The 18,527-nt window shown below is 58.7% G+C and carries 18 protein-coding genes and 3 pseudogenes; 12 read left to right on the top strand and 9 right to left on the bottom strand.

All coding sequences use genetic code 11. The annotated features are described in order from the left end of the window. The first annotated feature begins 87 nt into the window (after positions 1-87). On the top strand, positions 88-993 hold the full coding sequence (locus BMY54_RS09920; protein ID WP_093431533.1) for a LysR substrate-binding domain-containing protein: 906 nt from the start codon (positions 88-90) through the stop codon (positions 991-993). A gap of 61 nt (positions 994-1,054) precedes the next feature. Here the strand turns inward: BMY54_RS09920 and BMY54_RS09915 are convergent, their stop codons facing one another. From BMY54_RS09915 to BMY54_RS09905, 3 genes and pseudogenes are all read right to left on the bottom strand, one after another. Then, a complete protein-coding gene (locus BMY54_RS09915) occupies positions 1,055-1,384 on the bottom strand; it encodes a hypothetical protein (RefSeq protein ID WP_093431531.1) in 330 nt (109 codons plus the stop codon). A gap of 44 nt (positions 1,385-1,428) precedes the next feature. Further along, positions 1,429-1,673 (bottom strand): annotated as a pseudogene (locus tag BMY54_RS30850) (hypothetical protein). A 141-nt stretch (positions 1,674-1,814) separates the two neighbouring features. Then, positions 1,815-3,245: an aldehyde dehydrogenase family protein gene (locus BMY54_RS09905; protein WP_093431529.1), complete on the bottom strand. Its 1,431-nt coding sequence runs from the start codon at positions 3,243-3,245 to the stop codon at positions 1,815-1,817. 123 nt (positions 3,246-3,368) lie between these two features. On the opposite strand from BMY54_RS09905, the gene BMY54_RS09900 reads away from it, so the two are divergent. Next, positions 3,369-4,271 (top strand): LysR family transcriptional regulator, encoded by a 903-nt coding sequence (locus tag BMY54_RS09900; protein ID WP_175559576.1) that lies wholly within the window; start codon positions 3,369-3,371, stop codon positions 4,269-4,271. Between the two features lie 93 nt (positions 4,272-4,364). Here the strand turns inward: BMY54_RS09900 and BMY54_RS09895 are convergent, their stop codons facing one another. Further along, entirely contained in the window at positions 4,365-4,958 is a 594-nt protein-coding gene (locus tag BMY54_RS09895) for an NADPH-dependent FMN reductase (RefSeq protein ID WP_093431523.1), read from the bottom strand. Next, positions 4,955-5,812, bottom strand: a complete 858-nt coding sequence (locus BMY54_RS09890) for a sterol desaturase family protein (protein WP_093431520.1) — start codon at positions 5,810-5,812, stop codon at positions 4,955-4,957. Before BMY54_RS09890 ends, BMY54_RS09895 begins: the two co-directional genes overlap by 4 nt. Positions 5,813-5,879: 67 nt before the next feature. Between BMY54_RS09890 and BMY54_RS09885 the strand changes: the two genes are divergently transcribed. Next, on the top strand, positions 5,880-6,842 hold the full coding sequence (locus BMY54_RS09885; RefSeq protein WP_093431517.1) for an AraC family transcriptional regulator ligand-binding domain-containing protein: 963 nt from the start codon (positions 5,880-5,882) through the stop codon (positions 6,840-6,842). Between the two features lie 153 nt (positions 6,843-6,995). On the opposite strand, the gene BMY54_RS09880 is transcribed toward BMY54_RS09885, so the two are convergent. Then, positions 6,996-7,385, bottom strand: coding sequence for a winged helix-turn-helix transcriptional regulator (locus tag BMY54_RS09880; protein WP_093431515.1), 390 nt, complete (start codon positions 7,383-7,385; stop codon positions 6,996-6,998). Between the two features lie 112 nt (positions 7,386-7,497). Between BMY54_RS09880 and namA the strand changes: the two genes are divergently transcribed. Together namA and BMY54_RS09870 are read left to right on the top strand one after the other, a co-directional pair. Continuing rightward, on the top strand, positions 7,498-8,538 hold the full coding sequence (gene namA / locus BMY54_RS09875; RefSeq protein ID WP_093431512.1) for an NADPH dehydrogenase NamA: 1,041 nt from the start codon (positions 7,498-7,500) through the stop codon (positions 8,536-8,538). Between the two features lie 40 nt (positions 8,539-8,578). Next, a complete protein-coding gene (locus BMY54_RS09870) occupies positions 8,579-8,962 on the top strand; it encodes a nuclear transport factor 2 family protein (RefSeq protein ID WP_093431509.1) in 384 nt (127 codons plus the stop codon). Positions 8,963-9,085: 123 nt separating this feature from the next. Here BMY54_RS09870 and BMY54_RS09865 read toward each other — a convergent pair. Then, positions 9,086-9,211, bottom strand: a pseudogene (locus tag BMY54_RS09865) (zinc-binding dehydrogenase); the annotation flags it as partial. Between BMY54_RS09865 and BMY54_RS09860 the strand changes: the two are divergent. Both BMY54_RS09860 and BMY54_RS09855 read left to right on the top strand, forming a co-directional pair. Beyond that, a pseudogene (locus tag BMY54_RS09860) lies at positions 9,206-9,517 on the top strand (LysR substrate-binding domain-containing protein); the annotation flags it as partial. The pseudogenes BMY54_RS09865 and BMY54_RS09860 sit on opposite strands and share 6 nt — an antisense overlap. Before the next feature lie 170 nt (positions 9,518-9,687). After that, a complete protein-coding gene (locus tag BMY54_RS09855) occupies positions 9,688-10,149 on the top strand; it encodes a hypothetical protein (protein WP_093431506.1) in 462 nt (153 codons plus the stop codon). A 16-nt stretch (positions 10,150-10,165) separates the two neighbouring features. Here BMY54_RS09855 and BMY54_RS09850 read toward each other — a convergent pair whose 3' ends face one another. Beyond that, complete coding sequence (locus BMY54_RS09850; RefSeq protein ID WP_093431704.1) at positions 10,166-11,410, bottom strand: MFS transporter; 1,245 nt, start codon at positions 11,408-11,410, stop codon at positions 10,166-10,168. Between the two features lie 229 nt (positions 11,411-11,639). On the opposite strand from BMY54_RS09850, the gene BMY54_RS09845 reads away from it, so the two are divergent. From BMY54_RS09845 to BMY54_RS09825, 5 genes are all read left to right on the top strand, one after another. Further along, positions 11,640-12,572: an AraC family transcriptional regulator gene (locus BMY54_RS09845; RefSeq protein ID WP_093431503.1), complete on the top strand. Its 933-nt coding sequence runs from the start codon at positions 11,640-11,642 to the stop codon at positions 12,570-12,572. 75 nt (positions 12,573-12,647) lie between these two features. Continuing rightward, positions 12,648-13,103: a (2Fe-2S)-binding protein gene (locus tag BMY54_RS09840; protein WP_064118102.1), complete on the top strand. Its 456-nt coding sequence runs from the start codon at positions 12,648-12,650 to the stop codon at positions 13,101-13,103. Further along, positions 13,103-15,355, top strand: a complete 2,253-nt coding sequence (locus BMY54_RS09835; RefSeq protein ID WP_093431501.1) for a xanthine dehydrogenase family protein molybdopterin-binding subunit — start codon at positions 13,103-13,105, stop codon at positions 15,353-15,355. The genes BMY54_RS09840 and BMY54_RS09835 overlap by 1 nt, the downstream gene beginning before the upstream one ends. A 17-nt stretch (positions 15,356-15,372) precedes the next feature. After that, positions 15,373-16,725: a c-type cytochrome gene (locus tag BMY54_RS09830; RefSeq protein WP_093431498.1), complete on the top strand. Its 1,353-nt coding sequence runs from the start codon at positions 15,373-15,375 to the stop codon at positions 16,723-16,725. A 12-nt stretch (positions 16,726-16,737) separates the two neighbouring features. Continuing rightward, positions 16,738-17,742, top strand: coding sequence for an XdhC family protein (locus tag BMY54_RS09825; RefSeq protein ID WP_093431495.1), 1,005 nt, complete (start codon positions 16,738-16,740; stop codon positions 17,740-17,742). Between the two features lie 9 nt (positions 17,743-17,751). Here the strand turns inward: BMY54_RS09825 and BMY54_RS09820 are convergent, their stop codons facing one another. Then, entirely contained in the window at positions 17,752-18,339 is a 588-nt protein-coding gene (locus BMY54_RS09820; protein WP_175559575.1) for a TetR/AcrR family transcriptional regulator, read from the bottom strand. Positions 18,340-18,527: the final 188 nt, after the last annotated feature.

Below are 18,527 nucleotides of genomic sequence, written 5' to 3'. Positions count from 1 at the left end.
TCCTTATCTATGCCGCCAATGCTACGATCCCGTCTTTTCAGGCGGTAGATAGCATTTTTGGCAATCACCTTTGCGCAGGAGGCACAAGTGGATTTCAACGGCAGATCAGGTGAAATGAGCGTATTCACCACCGTTGCGCAGGAAGGCAGCCTGTCGGCCGCCGCGCGTGCACTGGGCCTGACACCCTCGGCAGTCAGTCGGATCATCGCGCGCACCGAGCAACGGCTTGGCACCCGCCTGCTGTTGCGCACCACCCGAGCGATCACCTTCACCGCCGAGGGCGAAGCGTTCCTGCGCGGCGCCCGACGAATCCTCGCCGACATGGATGAAGTCGAAGAAGCCATCGCCGATCAAGGCGTGCCCAAGGGGCGACTGCGGGTCAGTGCCGCCCTTGGCCATGGACGGCTGGCCATCGTTCCCTTGATCGCAGCCTTCAGCGCCCGTTACCCGAACATCGTCGTCGACCTCAACCTCGGCGACGAAGTGGTCGACATTCTTGGCGGGCAAGCCGACGTCGCGGTGCGCTTCGGCCATCTGCCCGACAGCCCGCTGACCGCACGCAGGATCGGCACCACCGGCCAGGTCGTGGTGGCATCGCCGAAGTATCTGCAACGCCACGGCATCCCTCAGGAACCGGAAGACCTGCTCCAACACAACTGCCTGCGCTTCAATTTCAAGCGTGCCGAACCCAACTGGCCATTTATCCGCGATAGCAAAGCGTTTGCCCTGAAGGTCAGCGGCAACATCGAATGCAGCAGTGGTGAAGCGCTGGCGCAATTCGCGCGAATGGGCGCCGGCATTGCCCGTATCGGGGAGTTCAGCGTGAGTGAGGATCTGCAGCGCGGCAAACTGATTGCGCTGCTGGAAGCGTGGAACCCGGGGGACCAAGAACCGATTCATGCGGTATTCGTCGGTGGCGCGGCAATGCCGGCGCGGGTGCGGTTGTTCGTGGACTTCTTGGTGGAACATCATCGGATGTCAGCCGAGACTTAAGCTGATATTTGCGGATATTCGTGATGTTGAATTCAACACATGTCGGCCTGGAGAGCGTGGATCAACTTAAATACCCTATCGCTCCCAGAGACTCAATCAAACGCACCAATGCCGGCTTGTCGGCTGGTTTTTCGCCGATGCAACACACATCTGGGTCGCTGAGAGAGCACCAAACCGACACCGGATCGCCTACCTTCAGCCCGTATGAGGCTTTACGCAGAGTTGCAGTTGACCAAGCGTCAATGGTTTCGTTGAGAGACTTGTGAAACCGCTTCCCGTTGGCGCTATAACTGAAGCTCATGAACTGCGCTCCAATCCACGTCCCCTCACTCCCCACAAACGTTACGTAGCCTTGTACCACTTGCCCCACAGGTACATCGCCAGCGCTCATCAATTATCTCCTGAGAATGTGCCCGACATGCCGGGACGACGCGATCATCCATGTTCCGCTGCCAACATTGACCTGAACTGAGCAATGCTCTCTGAAGATAGCCCGGCACCTTCAAACACTGCGCAGGTGAAGCTGACGGGGCGGTGCCTGGAGCAGTACAGCCAATCCACCCTGCGAACGAAACTGCCCCATAGCAGGAGCAAAAAACCTGACGTCGATCCCGTAAAACGGGGAAAGCATATTCTCAGTCCGCAAAACCGGGTTTCAGTATCAAACCCACGCGAGCCATCAGCCAGGATCCTCCATGAATGCCCGTAACATATGACGACAACAAACAGACATCAAGGGCAGCTTCGGGCCGTTTTCAGTCGCCCAGTGAACGCTAAATTGCCATTCCCCCCCAGTGCCCCCAGACAGGAACCTGACCCAGTCATTTCAATGGGGCAGAGCTGATCAACGCCTTCGGCTCCAAATACGCGCTCATCCCCCACCTGCCCATTTCGCGCCCAAGGCCTGAATGCTTGAATCCACCGAAGGGCGCACGTGGTTCGTGGGCCAGGGTGTTGATGAGCACGCGCCCCGCATCGATCTGACGAGCGACGTTCATACAACGTTCCGAGCTTTTTCCCAGCACCAGGGCGCTCAGCCCATAGTCCGTATCGTTGGCAATGCTGATTGCATCGGCATCATCCTCGTAGGGAATGATTGTCAGCACGGGGCCGAAGATTTCCTCACGCGCGATGCGCATCCGGTTGTTGGCATCAGTGAAGATCGTGGGCTTCACGAACCATCCGGCATGCAAGCCTTGCGGGCGACCTTCGCCACCCGCCAGCAACCTCGCGCCTTCTTCCTGGCCGGTACGGATGTAGCGCTGCACCCGTTCCCATTGTTTCTGGCTCACCATCGGACCGATGTCGGTGTCGGTGTTACGCGGATCGCCCGATCGGATCTGTGAGACGCCCTCCTTCGCAATGCGCTCGAACTCTGCCAGCCGGCGGCGCGGCACGAGGATGCGAGTGCCTGCGATGCAAGCCTGGCCGCTGTTGAGAAATCCGGCTTGCAGCACCAGCGGCATGACTGCCTGGAAATCCGCATCGTCAAGTACGACGGTGGGCGACTTGCCGCCGAGTTCAAGCGTCACGCGCTTCATGGTGTCAGCACCGGTTTTTACCAGGTGTCGCCCGATAGCGGACGAGCCCGTGAACGAGATCTTGGCGACATCGGGATGTCGCGCGATTTCCTCACCGACCACATCGCCTCGCCCGTTGACGATGTTGAATACACCCGGTGGCAGCCCCGCTTCGTGCAACGCCCTGACCACGACCTGCGTCTGCAATGCGCTCATCTCGCTAGGCTTGATGACGGCGGTGCAGCCTGCTGCCAGCGCGGTGGCCAGCTTGTTGCAGATGAAGCCTGCATTGCTGTTCCAGGGCGTGATCAGACCGGTCACGCCCACCGGCGTCAGAATGACCCTGGCCATGCCGACCTGTTCCTCGAAATCGAATGCCTCCAGTGCATCGATTGCCTGCGCGATCACCTCGGCCGGATAAGTCGCCATCCAGCGCCCGCGAACCGCAGGTGCGCCGTACTCCACGAGGATGGCTTCCAGCAGCTCCTCCTCCCTTGCCGCCATGGCCCGGTGCATGCGGTGCAGTGCCGCAATGCGCTCCTCCCGGCTGGTACGGGCCCACGCCGGGAACGCAACCTTGGCGGCTGCGATCGCACGCTGTGCGTCCAGTGCGTCGCCCAGCCGAACCTGGCCGATGACTTCCTCGGTACTCGGGTTATGAAGATCAAACCATTCCTGACCGTGTGGAAGGACGAACTCGCCGTTGATGTAGATATGTTCAATGCGTTGCATGGCGACTCCTCGCTCAAAAACGGCTCGCCTGAATCGAGCCTCTGTGAAGGAGTCTAAGAAGGGTTCATTATTCCGATAAGCCATCCTTTGGCTGATGAAGCATCCTTATATTCAGGACAATCCATGCACAGAACAGCAATGACCGAGCTGGAAGTGGTACTGGCCGTGGCGCGCCGCAGCAGTTTTCGCGGCGCAGCACAGGAGTTGGGCATGTCCACCACCGCCGTGAGCAGCGCGGTGGCCGGCCTGGAAGCTCGCCTGAAAGTGCGCCTGTTCAATCGCTCCACGCGCAGCGTTGCCCTCACCGACATCGGCCAACGCTATGTGGCACGCATCGCACCTGCGTTGGCACAGATCAAAAGTGCCGGCGAGGAAGCCAGCGCCGGCCCCGATGAACCCAGCGGCACATTGCGCATCAATGCACCGCATGGCGCGGCCTACCTGCTGTTGGATCCGCTATTGAAGCAGTACGCTCAGCGCTATCCCGATGTGCGCATCGACATCGTCAGCGAATCAAGCATGGTCGACATCATCGCCGGTGGCTTCGACGCCGGGATTCGTCTGGCAGAGTCTGTGCCGCAAGACATGATTGCCGTGGCACTCTCAGGTGACATCCGCATGCTTGTGGTGGCCACGCCCGAGTACCTCGAACGCCAAGGCGTGCCCGAGCATCCGCGAGATCTGCTCACCCACCGGAGCATCGGCATGCGCATGGCCCATGGTGGCCTCTACCAGTGGGAATTGGAGTGCGATGGCCAAAAACTGCAGATGGATCTGCCGGTGTGCTTCGCGTCCAACGAGTTGCTGGCCATCAAACAGGCCGTAGTGTCGGGCCTCGGCATTGGGTTCATTTCCGAGTGGTTCATCCAGGAAGAACTGGCGAGCGGCGCCCTGGTGCCGGTGTTGCTGCCGTGGTGCCCGTCGTTTGGCGGGTTGAGGCTCTACTACTCGGGCCATCGCTTCGTGCCGGCGCGATTGCGCGCACTGATTGAACTGGCGCAGGAGTTACGGCCCACTGTGGTTTGATCTGGGCTGAGTTGGAAATAGTTGACCTTTACCGGCAGCCACTAATGTTTAGCTTTAACAGTTGCACTTTAAACTTATTGAGGTGCGACAATCTCACATCCCCGTAGAGAACTCAGGTGGATGTTTGATTGCAGTTCGTATCGTACGCAAGGCGTCATTGTATTGGCAAAGAACATGCAAAACCCAATCGGCACGTGCGCGGATGCGCATATCATTTTCATCTGAAGGGCACTCACTGTTAAACATTGATTCAACGTTTCTTATAATCAGTTGCTCAGGCAAATACAGGATCCGGCTATTTTTATAGCTTGAAGCACGTAATTCGGTAATTGGGTAGGCTCCCCCAAGTCCAGCCGAAACGCCAACTAGAAGCGCGGGCTTATGTCCTAGTTCGCTGAACCCTGCGTACAAAAAGAAGTTCTTCAGGGCCGGGCAAGCCATGCCATTCCACTCTGGGCTAATCACGATCAATGCTGTTGCTTTTTTGAGGGTGGATTGCTGGGCACTCCAGGCTTTCTGAGTGTCTTCTTCTGGCCACAGCGGTAGCGGACTCGACGCCAGATCTATCAGTTCGCTTGAGTCACAAAGCTCAAGTGCTTCTAACCGCTCGCGCAGATAATGCGCAACTTTGATTGATTGACTGTTGAATCTATTCGATCCAGACAGCAGAACGATATGGCGACTCATTGTGCGACCTTCTGTTTAGCTTCACTTACCTTGGGTGCCGTGCGATGGGAGCGAACGATTGGCCAGAACAATTCTTCTTTCCAGGTTATCGGTGACAAGTGTTCGATACCGTATGCTGGCGGACGCCTACGGGTAATTTTGGCTGTTCCGAACAACACATCCCATAAAAATAACAGGTTACCGAAATTACCTTTGTAGTGAGTCACGCCATCCTCTGCAGTCAAACCGTGATGCGCAGAATGAGTGGATGGAGTGGAAATGGTTCGCTCAAGAACCCAGATGATCGGCCGTAAAGCGCGAATGCGATAAAGTTTGTCGTCCCACGCAACATTGCTGTGTGCGGCGAAGATCACAGTCATTTTTATAATCAAATAAACATAATAAACGGGTGCGAGCCCCAGATAAATCAACACGCCAGATAGCCAGATGCCCGGCATCAAGAGATAGTAGAAACTATTGTTGCGGTAGACGATGCGAATGCTCATATAGGGCGCGGAATGATGTGCGCGATGCAATGCATAAAGAGCAGGAATACGATGCGTCAGGCGATGCCACCAATATTGGGTCATGTCATCCAGCAGTAGAAACAACGCAAATCCTGCGATCCATGGAATAGAGGTCAGTGCGCCCTTCATTTCCGGGATGGCGTGATTTAATATCAGACCACTTAGCCACATGACTAAAGGAAATGTGACCATCACTAATATACCGGAGCCGACGACTTCAATGAGTACGTCACGTTTACTACCTGACGACTGACGAAGCGAGGAACAGGCAAGTTCCAGTAAAATGAAGGAGAGGAAAATCCCGGCTACTATCACTGCGGGGTTATTGACGAGCATTGTTGTATTCATGGCACTCTCGATTTAGGCCCTTCCGGGCAATGCCCTTTCATTAGAAACCTGCGAGCAAGTCCTCCCAATGCGCGAAATGGACAAAATTGAGCTAGAACCGGCCAACCGCGCCCCCCAACGCTTTCATCGCGGCAGGCTGGGCCAGGTATTGGAGCGCTTCCTTGATAGCCAGGTTGCCCGGAAGAGTACGGATTACAACCTGATCGAACTGGATCAACTGTGGCGCGAAGCGGCACGTATCGATCCGGCGATCGGATTAAAATTGTTCGCGCTATTCACCCCCCAGGACTGGCATGTCTTGGCTTATCTTTGCTTGTACAGTCCAGATATTTTGTCAGCCATGCACCTTTGGGCCCGTTACGCACCTCTTGCCTCGGACACAGACAATGTCAGGTTGGTTAATGACGAAAACGGCGTCGGAGTCGAATTGAACGTTGATGCGCCAGGAGAGTTGGCGCGGTATGTCGTCGAACACTACGGGGTGATGTCCATAGCGCAGTTACGACGAGGTACAGGACACAATGTGCAGCCGATTTTGGCAAAGTTCACTCATTCGCGTCCGTCGTATTACAAGCAATACACCGAATGGTTTGGTGATCGTGTTGAGTTTGATTGCTCGATCAACTGCTTCTATTTTCATGCTCGAAGCTTGAGCCTGCCAATGCAAACCCGTCATCACGGGATGTTGGAATTATTAACGCAGGAGCTGGATCGACGGATCGCCGCGCATCGGAATTTCAGCGGTTGGTCAGCCAAGGTTGCTGAAGGAGCGCGACGATCTCTAGCGAGACGTGAAACTCCCAATCTGGAAAATCTGGCGAAGTCGCTGCACCAGACGCCAAGGACCTTGCGCAGACGGCTGGAAGAACAAGGTACAACCTTCAGACAATTGCTCGATCAGATTCGCGCAGAATTGGAAATGCATCTTGAATTGCAGGGAGAGTCATTAACGGAGATTGCAGCTCAACTAGGTTACAGCGATTTGACGGCGTATCTACACGCCCGAAGCCGATGGCGTGACATGAAATAAGGTGGCGGCCAGAATTTTTCGTAACGGCAGTGCGACCTCAAAAATTCGCCTCATCACGCGCGAGTGATTTCTCTCGTGCAGTTTCAACCCTGCGCCAAGCGGGCATCAAACTTCGCATTGTTCACCCCCTCCACCTCTCAACATCGGCGTGATTCAAGCCAGAGATTCCAACTTGTCGTCACAGACGGCAGAGCGCCTGAGTTCCAGGATCGTGCGTTCATGCACTGCTCCCCACTCTCGCATCGCACTCACCAATGGCGCGAGTGAGTCACCTAACGCTGTAAGCGAATACTCCACTTTGGGTGGCACCTCGCGATAGATTTCGCGATGAATCACCCCGTCAGTCTCCAGCTCTCTCAGCTGGAGTGTCAGCATCCTCTGCGTGATATCTGGAATCAGCCGACGTAGCTCGTTAAAGCGCTTCGTGCCTGACATCAGGTGAAAAAGTATGAGCGATTTCCATTTTCCACCAATGACATCAACAGTGAAGGCGACGGGACACGCGAAAGCCTCAATCTCATCCTGAGGGTTACATTTTTTCACTGTTATCACCTTGGTATAAAAAGTGTGCCTACCGCACAAAATTGTGCGTACTTACGTCGATGTGCTGCAAAAGTTAGCATGATTCCATGTTCACCACGATGGAATCTGCCAGATGAGTTTGTTGTTATCACCCTATGAAATTAAGGGCCTCACCCTGAAAAACCGGGTCGTCATGTCCCCTATGTGCATGCACATGGCGGCGGATGATGGCTTCGTGACTGACTGGCACCGCGTTCATTACGGAGCTCGTGCCCTGGGTCAGGCAGCACTGATTTTTCCCGAAACGCTGGCGATTCAGGCTGACGGTCGTATTGGAGCCGGTGACCTTGGCATCTGGAGCGATGAGCACGTTGCCGGTTTGAAGGCGCTAACAGAATTGCTTCACGGCTTTGGTGCAAAAGCCGGCGCTCAAATCGTCCATGCGGGGCGCAATGCTGACCTGCCCGGTCTGATTCACATCGCGCCATCGGCGATTCCATTTACGCAAACCAGCCCCGTTCCTCGCGAACTCGCGGCTGATGAGATTCCGTCTTTGGTAAAGCTTTACGGCGATGCCGCACGTCGCGCCAGCGAAGCGGGCTTCGATGTGCTTGAGATCCATGCCGCGCACGGCTACTTGTTAAGTGAGTTTCTCTCGCCGTTGGCTAACACCCGCGACGACGAATATGGCGGTGATGCCAAGCGTCGCTATCGCTTCTTGCAAGAGGTGCTGGAAGAGGTCAAAACGCATTGGGGAGATCGCCCTCTGTTCGTGCGCATCTCCAGCTCTGATTACGCCGAAGGCGGAAACACGCCCGAGTCGTTCCTCGAATATGGTCGCTGGATGAAAGCTCAGGGCGTTGACTTGATCGACTGCAGTTCCGGCGGGGTCAAGATGGTCAAGGTCGAGACCTACCCGGGTTACCAGGTGCCGGCCGCTGAATTACTGCGTAAGGAATTGCATATTGCGACAGGCGCTGTGGGGGTGATCCAGAGTGGGCGTCAGGCTGAAGAAATCTTGCAGAACGGCCGAGCTGATCTGGTGTTTGTCGGGCGGCAAATGCTCCGAGACCCATTCTGGGTTCGCACCGCTGCAGATGATCTTAAGGAAATCATCGAGATTCCTACCGCCTACACACGTTATGGATCTGTCTGGCTTGATACCAAAGCCTGATGCCTTTGTTGCACTAATCCTATGAAGCAGGAGCAAGCACATGAGCAAACCGACTTACGTTGAAGAATACCAAGCCATCACCGAGGTGCTTAACCAGTACATTGAGGGCTGCAAGCAGGCCAAAAGCAGCATCATGAAGCCGGCTTTCAGTGAGCAAGCGACCATGTTCAGCGTCGATGGCGACGGTAAGCTGGCGGGCGGCGCAATTTCAATCCTGTTCAACGGGATCGACAAGGGTTTCCGCCCTTCTCCTGACGCACCAGCAGCTATCGTCCGCGTCGAAGTCGTCGGTACGGCGGCTAGTGCTCGCATCGACGCCAACGACATGTCAGGCATCTCTTTCACCGACTTTTTTCATCTGCTGAAAGTTGATGGCAAGTGGACTGTGATCAGCAAGATTTTTCAAACGCATGGAGCAGCTTGATGACTAGTGCCGTCCGGCGGTTTAGTGTTCGACTCTCCCTGCTCACGCGTTGACATTAGAATCTGCGGGCAAATCTGCTGCGATGAGCGAGAAAAAAGGCGCCAAATTGGCGCCTTTACGTTATTAAGCGACTTTGATCACAACCTTTCCAAATGCTCCCCTCGCGAGATGCTCGTAAGCTTCTCGTGCTGTCTCGAATGGATAAACCTGATCGATCACGGGACGGATCTTGTGCTCGTTGAGCCCTGGCATTTTTCGGTGAAAGGTCAGGATCCATCCTTTGTGCCTGACGCTGGCATCACCGTCACCGAGTCGAATGCGTACGTTCAGTGTGGCGTGTCGGGTTTCGGAATAATTCAGGCACCAGGGATCGCCGTGGCCAAGCATTTGGAAAGTCGCGGTTTGGTGGAAATTCTAAAGCCTTATCGGCCAGCCCCTCGCCCGGTGTCATTGCTATACCCGAGCCGGACTCATCTGGCGCCCCAGGTTCAAGCCTTTATCGAGTGGCTGCAAGAGCGATTTCCGCAGCTTCATTCTGACTGGCTGGAACTCTAGCGATCGAGCTGTGTAAACGGTGGTTAAGGGGCGGAACCGGTCCTTCGCGAACGTCGGTTCTTACCCAATTCACATAACACCCTTATGTAACCCGAAAACACGCCGATACCGTGCTGCAGCAAGGAAGCACCGCAGCAGCACTTACTTCATGGACGGCAGGAACCTGATCAATGTTGGAACACCTCTGGCGCAACATCCATTCCCCGGACTACTTGCCCAACGTACTGGAGTGGATGCTCCATATTCTCCTCAGCCCGTTCATGGTGATCATGTGCCTGATGGTCGGAGCGCTGGCCGGCAAATGGTGGAGAGCACTGCCCTACGGCAGTCTGACTTGTTATGTGGTCTTTCTGAGCCGGTCTTCTTTCTATCGCTGGGAAAGCATTTTCCCCGTAGCCGGCCTGCCTGCGCTGGCGATAGATGGCGCACTGCTTGCGCTGCTTGGTTTTTATTTGAAAGGCCTACTCAGAGCCCGCGCAGACGCAAAACCCGAAGGCCATTGGCTGCGCAGGCTTTATCAAGGCCTTAAGGTCGTCATGCTGACAGTCATGGTGTTGTTCTGGGGACTCGTCGTGCTGTTTGTCGTGGTCTTCACTGTCTCGGTCGCGACCCAACCGTCATTGGTGCACTGAGCAGCTTCCTGCTTGATCAGACAAATCGGGACTCAGGAGCGCCGGAAACAGCGCTCGAATGAGCTGTCGGTTCGACAAGATGCACTTCCGTGGCATTGCGCCCCGCCAGCCAGGCCAGCACTGAGGCGACAACCAAGACAGCGGCGCTAAGCTCGAATGTGGCTTTGTAACCACTCAGATCGAAGGCCAGACCTCCAATGATTGCGCCTCCTGCGATCGCCAGTTGAACAATCGCCACGAGCAAGCCGCCTCCGGCTTCCGCATCATCCGGAAGCGTCTGCGCCAACCATGTCCACCAGCCAACCGGCGCGGCCGTCGCCACCAGTCCCCAGAGTCCGAGCAACATCGCGGTGAGTACCGGTGATTTGCCGAAGCTGACCAACGCCAGCGCGATGGCCGCCATGATCAGCGGGATGATGGTCAACGTGCGGTAGAGGCCGCGACCCATAAACCTTTCAATCAGAAAGGTGCCGATAAAACCGGCCAGTCCCAGCCCCAGCAACATCAAGGACAACGTAGAAACGCTGACGCCCGTCACGCCTTCAAGAAAGGGCCGCAGATAGGTGAACAGCATGAACTGGCCCATGAAAAAGACGCTGACGGCGACCATGCCCAAGGCCACTGGCAATTGCTTCATCAGCCGCAGGACGTTGCCGCTACCGGCCTGGCGCTCGGCCTTGAACGACGGAAGGCTGATCAGCAGCCACACGGCGGCCAGCACTGCGACCGGAACCACACAGAAGAATGCCCCACGCCAGCCGATCAGCGAACCGAGAAAGCTCCCTGCCGGAGCGGCTATCACCGTGGCCAAGGCGTTACCGCCATTGACGATGGCCAGCGCTCGCGAAACCTGTTCAGGCTTCACCAGACGCATTGCGGTCGCCGCCGACAATGACCAGAAACCACCAATCGCGATCCCGATCAGCGCACGTCCGAACATGAATGACGGGTAGCCCGGCGCGACCGCGACGACCGTACCGGAGACGATCATCAGCAAGGTCAGGCCCAGCAGCAGCTTCTTGCGTTCGACGCGAGCGGCGACCGAGGCAATCAGCAGGCTGGTGATCAAGGCAAAGGCTCCGGACACGGAAATCCCCTGCCCGGCCTGGCCTTCGGTGATGTGCAGGTCGGCCGCAATCGGCGTCAGCAGGCTGACCGGCATGAACTCTGAAGCGACCAGGGCGAATGCGGCTAGCGACATGGCCAGCACGGCGCTCCATCCGCCTGTTCTTTTAGAAGGATCTGTAGAAGGAAACGTCATGGGAACTACCTGTGGTGCGAAAAACTTGTGGATGTGATGCGCAGGGGCAAGCAGTTTGATGCCCATCCGGGCACTGCCCCTGTAACAGATAGACACATTCTCCCGGTCAATCCGGCCCTTCCCTAGCGCATTCCTCTTGAATGCTTGCCTGATCCTCTGGGGATGCAGGGTGATGGATAGGAAACGTCTCGCGCGCGGATTAGAGTTCGGTCAACAGGAGTGACCCGACATGATCCCTACCCCTCTGCCCCAGGAATCGCCTTTGGCGTTGAACATCGACCCGCGTGTGAGCGCGCCGGGTGACTTCGCCACAGCCATACCCGGGCTGTCGCTGTTTCGTCGCGACCAGCCAGCGCCGCCCGTGGTGTGCATGATCGAACCCAGCCTGATTCTCGTCGGTCGCGGCGAAAAGCGCTTGTGGGTCGGTGGTGAGGGCTACAGCTATGACCCTTCACGGTTTCTGGTGACGTCGCTGGACCTGCCCGCCAACTCCGAAGTGATGCTCGCCAGTCCCCAACAGCCTTGTGTCGGCCTCGTGCTGAAACTGGATGTGAGCATGCTCGCCGAAGTCATCACCAAGAGTGGCTTGCCGGCCAAGCGCCAGCCAGCAACGGGCACGGGCGCCGCGATTGGCAGCCTGTCGTCCGCGCTGGAGGGCGCACTTGATCGCCTGCTGGCATTGCTCGATGAACCCGAGGCGATCCCGGTGCTGGCGCCGCTGATTCTGCGCGAAATCCACTATCGCTTGCTGCACACCGACCAAGGCGCACGGCTGCGGCAGATCACGGCCGTCGATGGTCAGGGTTATCGCATCGCCAAAGCGATTGACTGGCTCAAGGTCAATTACACAGATGCATTGCGCATCGATGATCTGGCCGCGCGGGTGCAGATGAGTGCGCCGACCTTTCACCATCATTTCCGCCAGCTCACCGGCATGAGTCCGCTGCAGTACCAGAAATGGCTGCGGCTCAACGAAGCGCGACGGCTGATGCTGGTCGAACGCCTCGACGTTTCGCGGGCGGCGTTTGCGGTCGGCTATGAAAGTCCGTCGCAGTTCAGCCGCGAATATGCCCGGCTGTTCGGCACCGCGCCGAGTCGTGACATCGCCCTTTTGCGCGGGCAGCCATTCGAGGCAGAAGCGCTCGGCACCGTCGCGAATTGAACGAACACCGGTGATGCGCCTCGCCGCGCCACCGCTCATAACAATGCACGTCAACCGATGATCAGCGGGTGAATCATGGAACTACGAATCAACCAGAAGACCTATCAGGTCGATGCCGACGCCGATACGCCCTTGCTCTGGGTGATCCGCGATGATCTGGGCATGACCGGGACCAAGTACGGCTGCGGACTGGCGCAATGTGGCGCCTGCTCGGTGCTGGTGGATGGCAACGTCGTGCGCTCGTGCGTCACGCCGGTGGCGGGTGTGGTCGGCCGCGAGGTCACCACGATTGAGGCTATCGAAAGCGATGAGGTGGGCAAACGAGTGGTCTCGACCTGGGTCGATCTGCAGGTCGCGCAGTGCGGCTACTGTCAGTCCGGGCAGGTGATGGCCGCCACTGCGCTGCTCAAACAAAACCCTAAACCGAGTGACGCGCAGATCGAGGCAGCGATGGTCAATCTGTGCCGCTGCGGAACGTACAACGCCATTCATGCCGCCGTGCATGAGCTGGCCGGCAAGGGAGACGCGTGATGAACGTTCGAATCGACCCTTCACTGCAAGCCTCAGCACTGGATCTGCACGAACCGATCAATGTTTCGCGTAGACGTTTTCTCACCGGTACCGCCGTCGGCGCACTGGTCCTCGGCTTCGGCCTGCCGCTGGGTGCGACGCGCGTGCAAGCTGCCGTGGCAACGGCGACGGCTGAGCGCGGCACGCAGGTGCCGGCGTTTCTCGAAATCCGCCCGGACAACCGCGTGCGTCTGCTCTGCCCGTTCATGGAGGGCGGGCAAGGTACGTTCACCGCAATGGCGCAGATTGTCGGTGAAGAACTGGATGCCGACCCGGCGACCTTCCTGGTCGAAGCGGCGCCGCCCGGCGAAGCCTATGTGGTGTTGGAAAACGGCATGCGCATCACTGGCGGCAGCATGTCGGTGCGCATGAGTTACCCGGTGATGCGCCGCCTCGGCGCCCTCGCCCGCGCCATGTTATTGCAGGCGGGCGCGCAGCAACTTGGCGTGCCGGTAAGTGAATTGACCACCGAGCCAGGCAAAGTCGTGCACGCCAAGTCGGGCCGCTCGCTGGCTTACGGTGAACTGGCCGAGCGCGCGATGGATCTGCCGGTTCCCGATCCGGCCTCCGTGAAGCTGCGTGATCCGAGCCAGTTCCGCTGGATCGGCAAACCGGTGAAGCGCCTCGATGCTTACGACAAGTCCACCGGCAAGGCGCTGTACAGCATCGATCTGAAGGTCGACGACATGCTCCATGCCGCCGTGCAACATGCCCCGCGCCTGGGCATGACCGTGGGTAACCTGCGCAACGAAGAGCAGGTCAAGGCGATGAAAGGCGTGCATTCCGTGCATCGTCTGCCGGGTGCCGTGGCGGTGGTCGCCGAGCGCTGGTGGCACGCCAAACGTGCCGTCGAGGCGATTCAGGTTGACTGGCAAGAGCCAACGGCCGACAGCAAAGTGCGGCCGATGCCTGCTGACTTTTCCAGCGATGCCTGGTTCAAGCGCCTCGCTGAAGATAAAAGCCCGGCCAAAGATGATGAAAACGAAGGCGACGTGGCGGCGATTCTCAAGGAGACCAAGACCCGGATTGACGCCACTTACCACAACCAATACCTGAACCACGGCCAGTTGGAGCCGCCTTCGGCACTGGCCCGATTCAACCCGGACGGTTCGCTGGAAGTCTGGTTGCCGAATCAGGCGCCGGACATGTTCCGCGCCGACATTGCCAAACGCACAGGGCTGGATCCGTCACGCATCACCTTGCATTCGCCGCTGCTGGGTGGCTTCTTCGGTCGGCATTTTCTCTACGATTCGGCCAGTCCCTATCCGCAGGCGATCGCGCTGGCGAAAGCGGTTGGCCGTCCGGTCAAACTGATCTGGAGTCGCGAGGAAGAGTTCCTGCGTGACGTGCTCCGTCCCGTTGCTGCGGTGAATTTCCGTGCCGCACTGGACAGCGACGGCTGGCCGCTGGCAATCGAAGCGATCAGTGCCACCGAAGGCCCGACCGAAGCGCTCGCTGGCAAGCAAGGTGAAAAGCTCGATCCGACGGCGCTTGAAGGTTTGTCCGGCAAGTCCTACGCAATCGCCAACAAGCGCATCGCGCAGATCTATGTCAAAGGCCCGGCGATGCTCGGTTACTGGCGTTCGGTGGGTAACTCGCTGAACGACTTCTTCTATGAATCGTTCCTCGATGAGCTGGCCGACAAGGGCGGCAAAGACCCGTTCGATTTGCGCCTGCATCTGTTACGCGACAACAAACGCCTGACCACTCTGCTGCAAGCGGTGGGTGAACTGTCCGGAGGCTGGAAGCGCGGGCCGTTTACCGCCGAGGATGGCAGCAAACGTGCGCGCGGCGTGGCCATGGCTTCGCCGTTCGGTACCGAGACGGCGGTGATCGCCGAGGTGTCCATCGAGAACGGCCAGGTCAAGGTGCACGACATCTGGCAGGCGATTGACCCGGGCAGCATCGTCAACCCGGCGATTGTCGAGGCGCAGGTCAATGGCGCCGTGGCGCTAGGGCTGTCGCAAACCCTGGTGGAAGAAGCCGTGTGGGTGGATGGCAAACCCCGGGCGCGCAACTACGACTTGTATCCGATCCTGCCGCCTGCGCGGATGGCCCGGGTTCACGTGCGGGTGGTCGAGAGTGGAGAAAAAATGGGTGGCATCGGTGAACCGCCGCTCCCTGCGGTCGCGCCCGCCGTCGCTAACGCGGTGGCAAGGCTAACCGGTCAGCGGGTGCGCAGCCTGCCCATGAGCCGACACACCTTCACTTGATCAGCGCCGGAGCGTCCATGAATAACAGCCGATTCGCAAGAACCGCTGGCTGGCTGGCAGTGCCGTGCCTGGTCGCGGCAGGCCTGCTGGCCTGGTATGTCACCCGCGAGCCCGTCTCGCGCCTGGAAAACCATCAGATCGCCGTGGCCGACATCGACCCGGCGCTGGTCGCGCGTGGCGAATACGTCGCCCGGCTCAGCGATTGCGTGGCCTGCCACAGCGTGCCGGGCGGCGCGCCGTTCGCTGGCGGTCTGGAAATGGCCACGCCGCTGGGCTCAATCCATGCGACCAATATCACCCCGGACACGGAAACCGGCATCGGCCACTACAGCCTGGCGGACTTCGACCGGGCGGTGCGCCACGGCTTGGCGCCCGACAGTCGCCGTCTGTACCCGGCGATGCCCTACCCGTCCTACGCCAAGCTCAGTGATGACGATGTGCGTGCGCTGTATGCGTTCTTCATGAAAGGCGTGGCGCCGGTGAAACAGGCGAACATCCCCAGTGCGATTCCGTTTCCGCTGAACCTGCGCTGGCCGATTGCGCTGTGGAATGGCGTGTTTGTCGACGCCGAGCCCTACGTAGCCAAACCGTCGCAGGATGAACAGTGGAACCGTGGCGCTTACCTCGTTCAAGGCGCCGGACATTGCGGCAGTTGCCACACGCCGCGCGGTTTGGCGTTCAACGAGAAGGCACTGGATGAGGCCGGCAAGCCGTATCTCGCTGGTGCGTTGCTCGATGGCTGGTACGCACCGAGCCTGCGTGATGATCACAACACCGGGCTGGGCCGCTGGAGCGAACCGGAGATCGTCCAGTTCCTCAAAACCGGTCGCAACAAACATGCGGTGGTCTACGGCTCGATGACCGAAGCATTCAACAACTCCACGCAGTTCATGAACGATGAGGATCTGACCGCGATTGCCCACTACCTGAAGTCCTTGCCTGGCGACCGCCAGCGCGATGGCGAGCCTTGGCAGTATCAAGCGGTTTCGGCGGCGCAACGTCTCGACTCGCCCGGTGCTCACACCTACGTGACGCGCTGTGCTTCCTGCCATGGTCTGGACGGCAAGGGCCAGTCCGAATGGATGCCGCCGCTGGCCGGCGCGACTTCTGCACTGGCCAAGGAAAGCGCCTCGGCGATCAACATCACTCTGAATGGTTCGCAACGCGTGGTGGCGGCCGGCGTGCCGGATGCCTACCGCATGCCGGCCTTCCGCGAGCAGTTGTCGGATCAGCAGATCGCCGAAGTGCTGACCTTCATGCGCAGCACCTGGGGCAACCAAAGCACTGCGGTTGATGCGCAGACGGTGGGCAAACTGCGTGAACACACCGATCCGGCCAGCAGCAGCCCGATCATTCTGCAGATGCGCTAAGAGGAGACACTGATGGAAAGCATCGACTTGCTGGTCCTGCGCACAGCGCGGGACTGGCTTGCCGCTGGCGAGCGTGTGTTGCTCGCCACGGTGGCGCGCACCTGGGGTTCTTCACCACGGCCGACGGGGTCGATGATGGCGTTGCGTGACGATGGTCGCGTGGTGGGCAGCGTGTCTGGCGGCTGCATCGAGGACGATCTGATCCATCGCTACACCACGGCCCATGGCGGCAGCGCTTTCAGTGGCAGCACGCCAGAAGTGGTGCGTTATGGCGTCAGTGCCGATGAGGCGCATCGCTTCGGCTTGCCCTGTGGCGGCACGCTTGAACTGATCCTTGAGTTCAACCCGGCGTGGCAGTCGCTCGATGAACTGCTGACGCAACTGGACGCCGGGCAACTGGTTCGCCGTCGCCTGACGCTGGAGTCCGGTCAGGTCACAGTTGAATCTACCGCAACGCCGGAACAGTTCAGCTTCGATGGCGCGCAGATGCTCAACACCTTGGGGCCGGGCTATCGAATGCTGATGATCGGTGCCGGCGCGCTGGCCGAGTATCTGGCGACCATGGCTTTGTTCAACGGTTTCAAGGTGGCAGTGTGCGATCCGCGTCCCGAGTACATCGAGACTTGGGCGGTAGACGGTGTGGAGCGCATTGTCGGCATGCCGGACGACGTGGTCCGCGACTTCGCGGTCGATCTGCGCACCTGCATCGTCGCCCTGAGTCATGACCCCAAACTCGACGATCTGGCCTTGCTCGAAGCGCTCCATAGCCCGGCGTTCTACATCGGCGCCATCGGCTCGCGGCGCAACAGCCAGCTGCGTCGCGAACGCCTGATCGAGCATTTTGGCGAGACCGAGGCGTCGCTTGCGCGTCTACACGGGCCGATCGGTCTGTACATTGGCAGCAAGACGCCTGCGGAAATCGCCGTCAGCGTGATGGCCGAGATTCTTGCGGCGAAGAATGGCGCCCAGCTGCCGCAAGCATTTTCCATCGCCAGGGCCAAAGCGCTCGCCGAATGAGCCGCGCTGCTACTCTGCGACGGCGTTTTCGGTCGGCAACGAAGCGAGCATTTCTACGCGGCATACCTCAAGAATCTCGTCTGCCAGCGCGGAATCATCCGGGCAGGCACGCGACAGGATAATCGCGCCGACGGCCCGCGACAGCAGGTCGATCATCTTCCTGCGCCCCTCACCCGCCTCGGCATCCGGCCCGCTCGGGTATTTCTCGCCCAGGGTTTGCAGGGTGTGCTCAATGCCCTCGGCAAACGTCGCTTTCACCTCATCCGACTGACGCGCCGCGTCGCCGCCCAACGCGGCCATGGTGCAACCGTCGCCGCGTCCGTCGCGATGTTCTCTGTTCACATAGACGTTGATGAAGCCCGGAACATCCAGCGCTTGGGCGGCTGTCAGCGATTTGGCCAGACTGCACGCCGAGGCTTCGGCCATCAGGTCGGCCTTCGACCCGAAATGTTTATAGAAACCACCATGGGTAAAACCGGCGGCCGCCATGAGGTCCGCCACGCCGACGCCGTCAAAGCCGCGCTCACGGAACAGCTCTGAGGCGGTTTCAACGATGTGTTCTCGATTGGCCTGCGCCTGGGCCTTGGTCACTCTCACGTGCAATACCTCGTGTTTCCGGGGAAATCCTGCGTCCGATGATACATAGATGTTGGCCATAATCAAAACCGTTGACAGTTTAGATTTAGATCATCATCCTAATTGCTCGCACCATCGATCTTCATCAACGGGCACGGAACAACCTCAATCGCCGCTGGCTGAATCGAGCATCAGCGCAAGCTGAGCGC

Origin of the sequence: Pseudomonas sp. ok266 (assembly GCF_900110195.1) — a bacterium.
Taxonomy (GTDB): Bacteria; Pseudomonadota; Gammaproteobacteria; order Pseudomonadales; family Pseudomonadaceae; genus Aquipseudomonas; species Aquipseudomonas neuropathica.
This window is presented reverse-complemented; position numbering and strand designations above follow the sequence as displayed.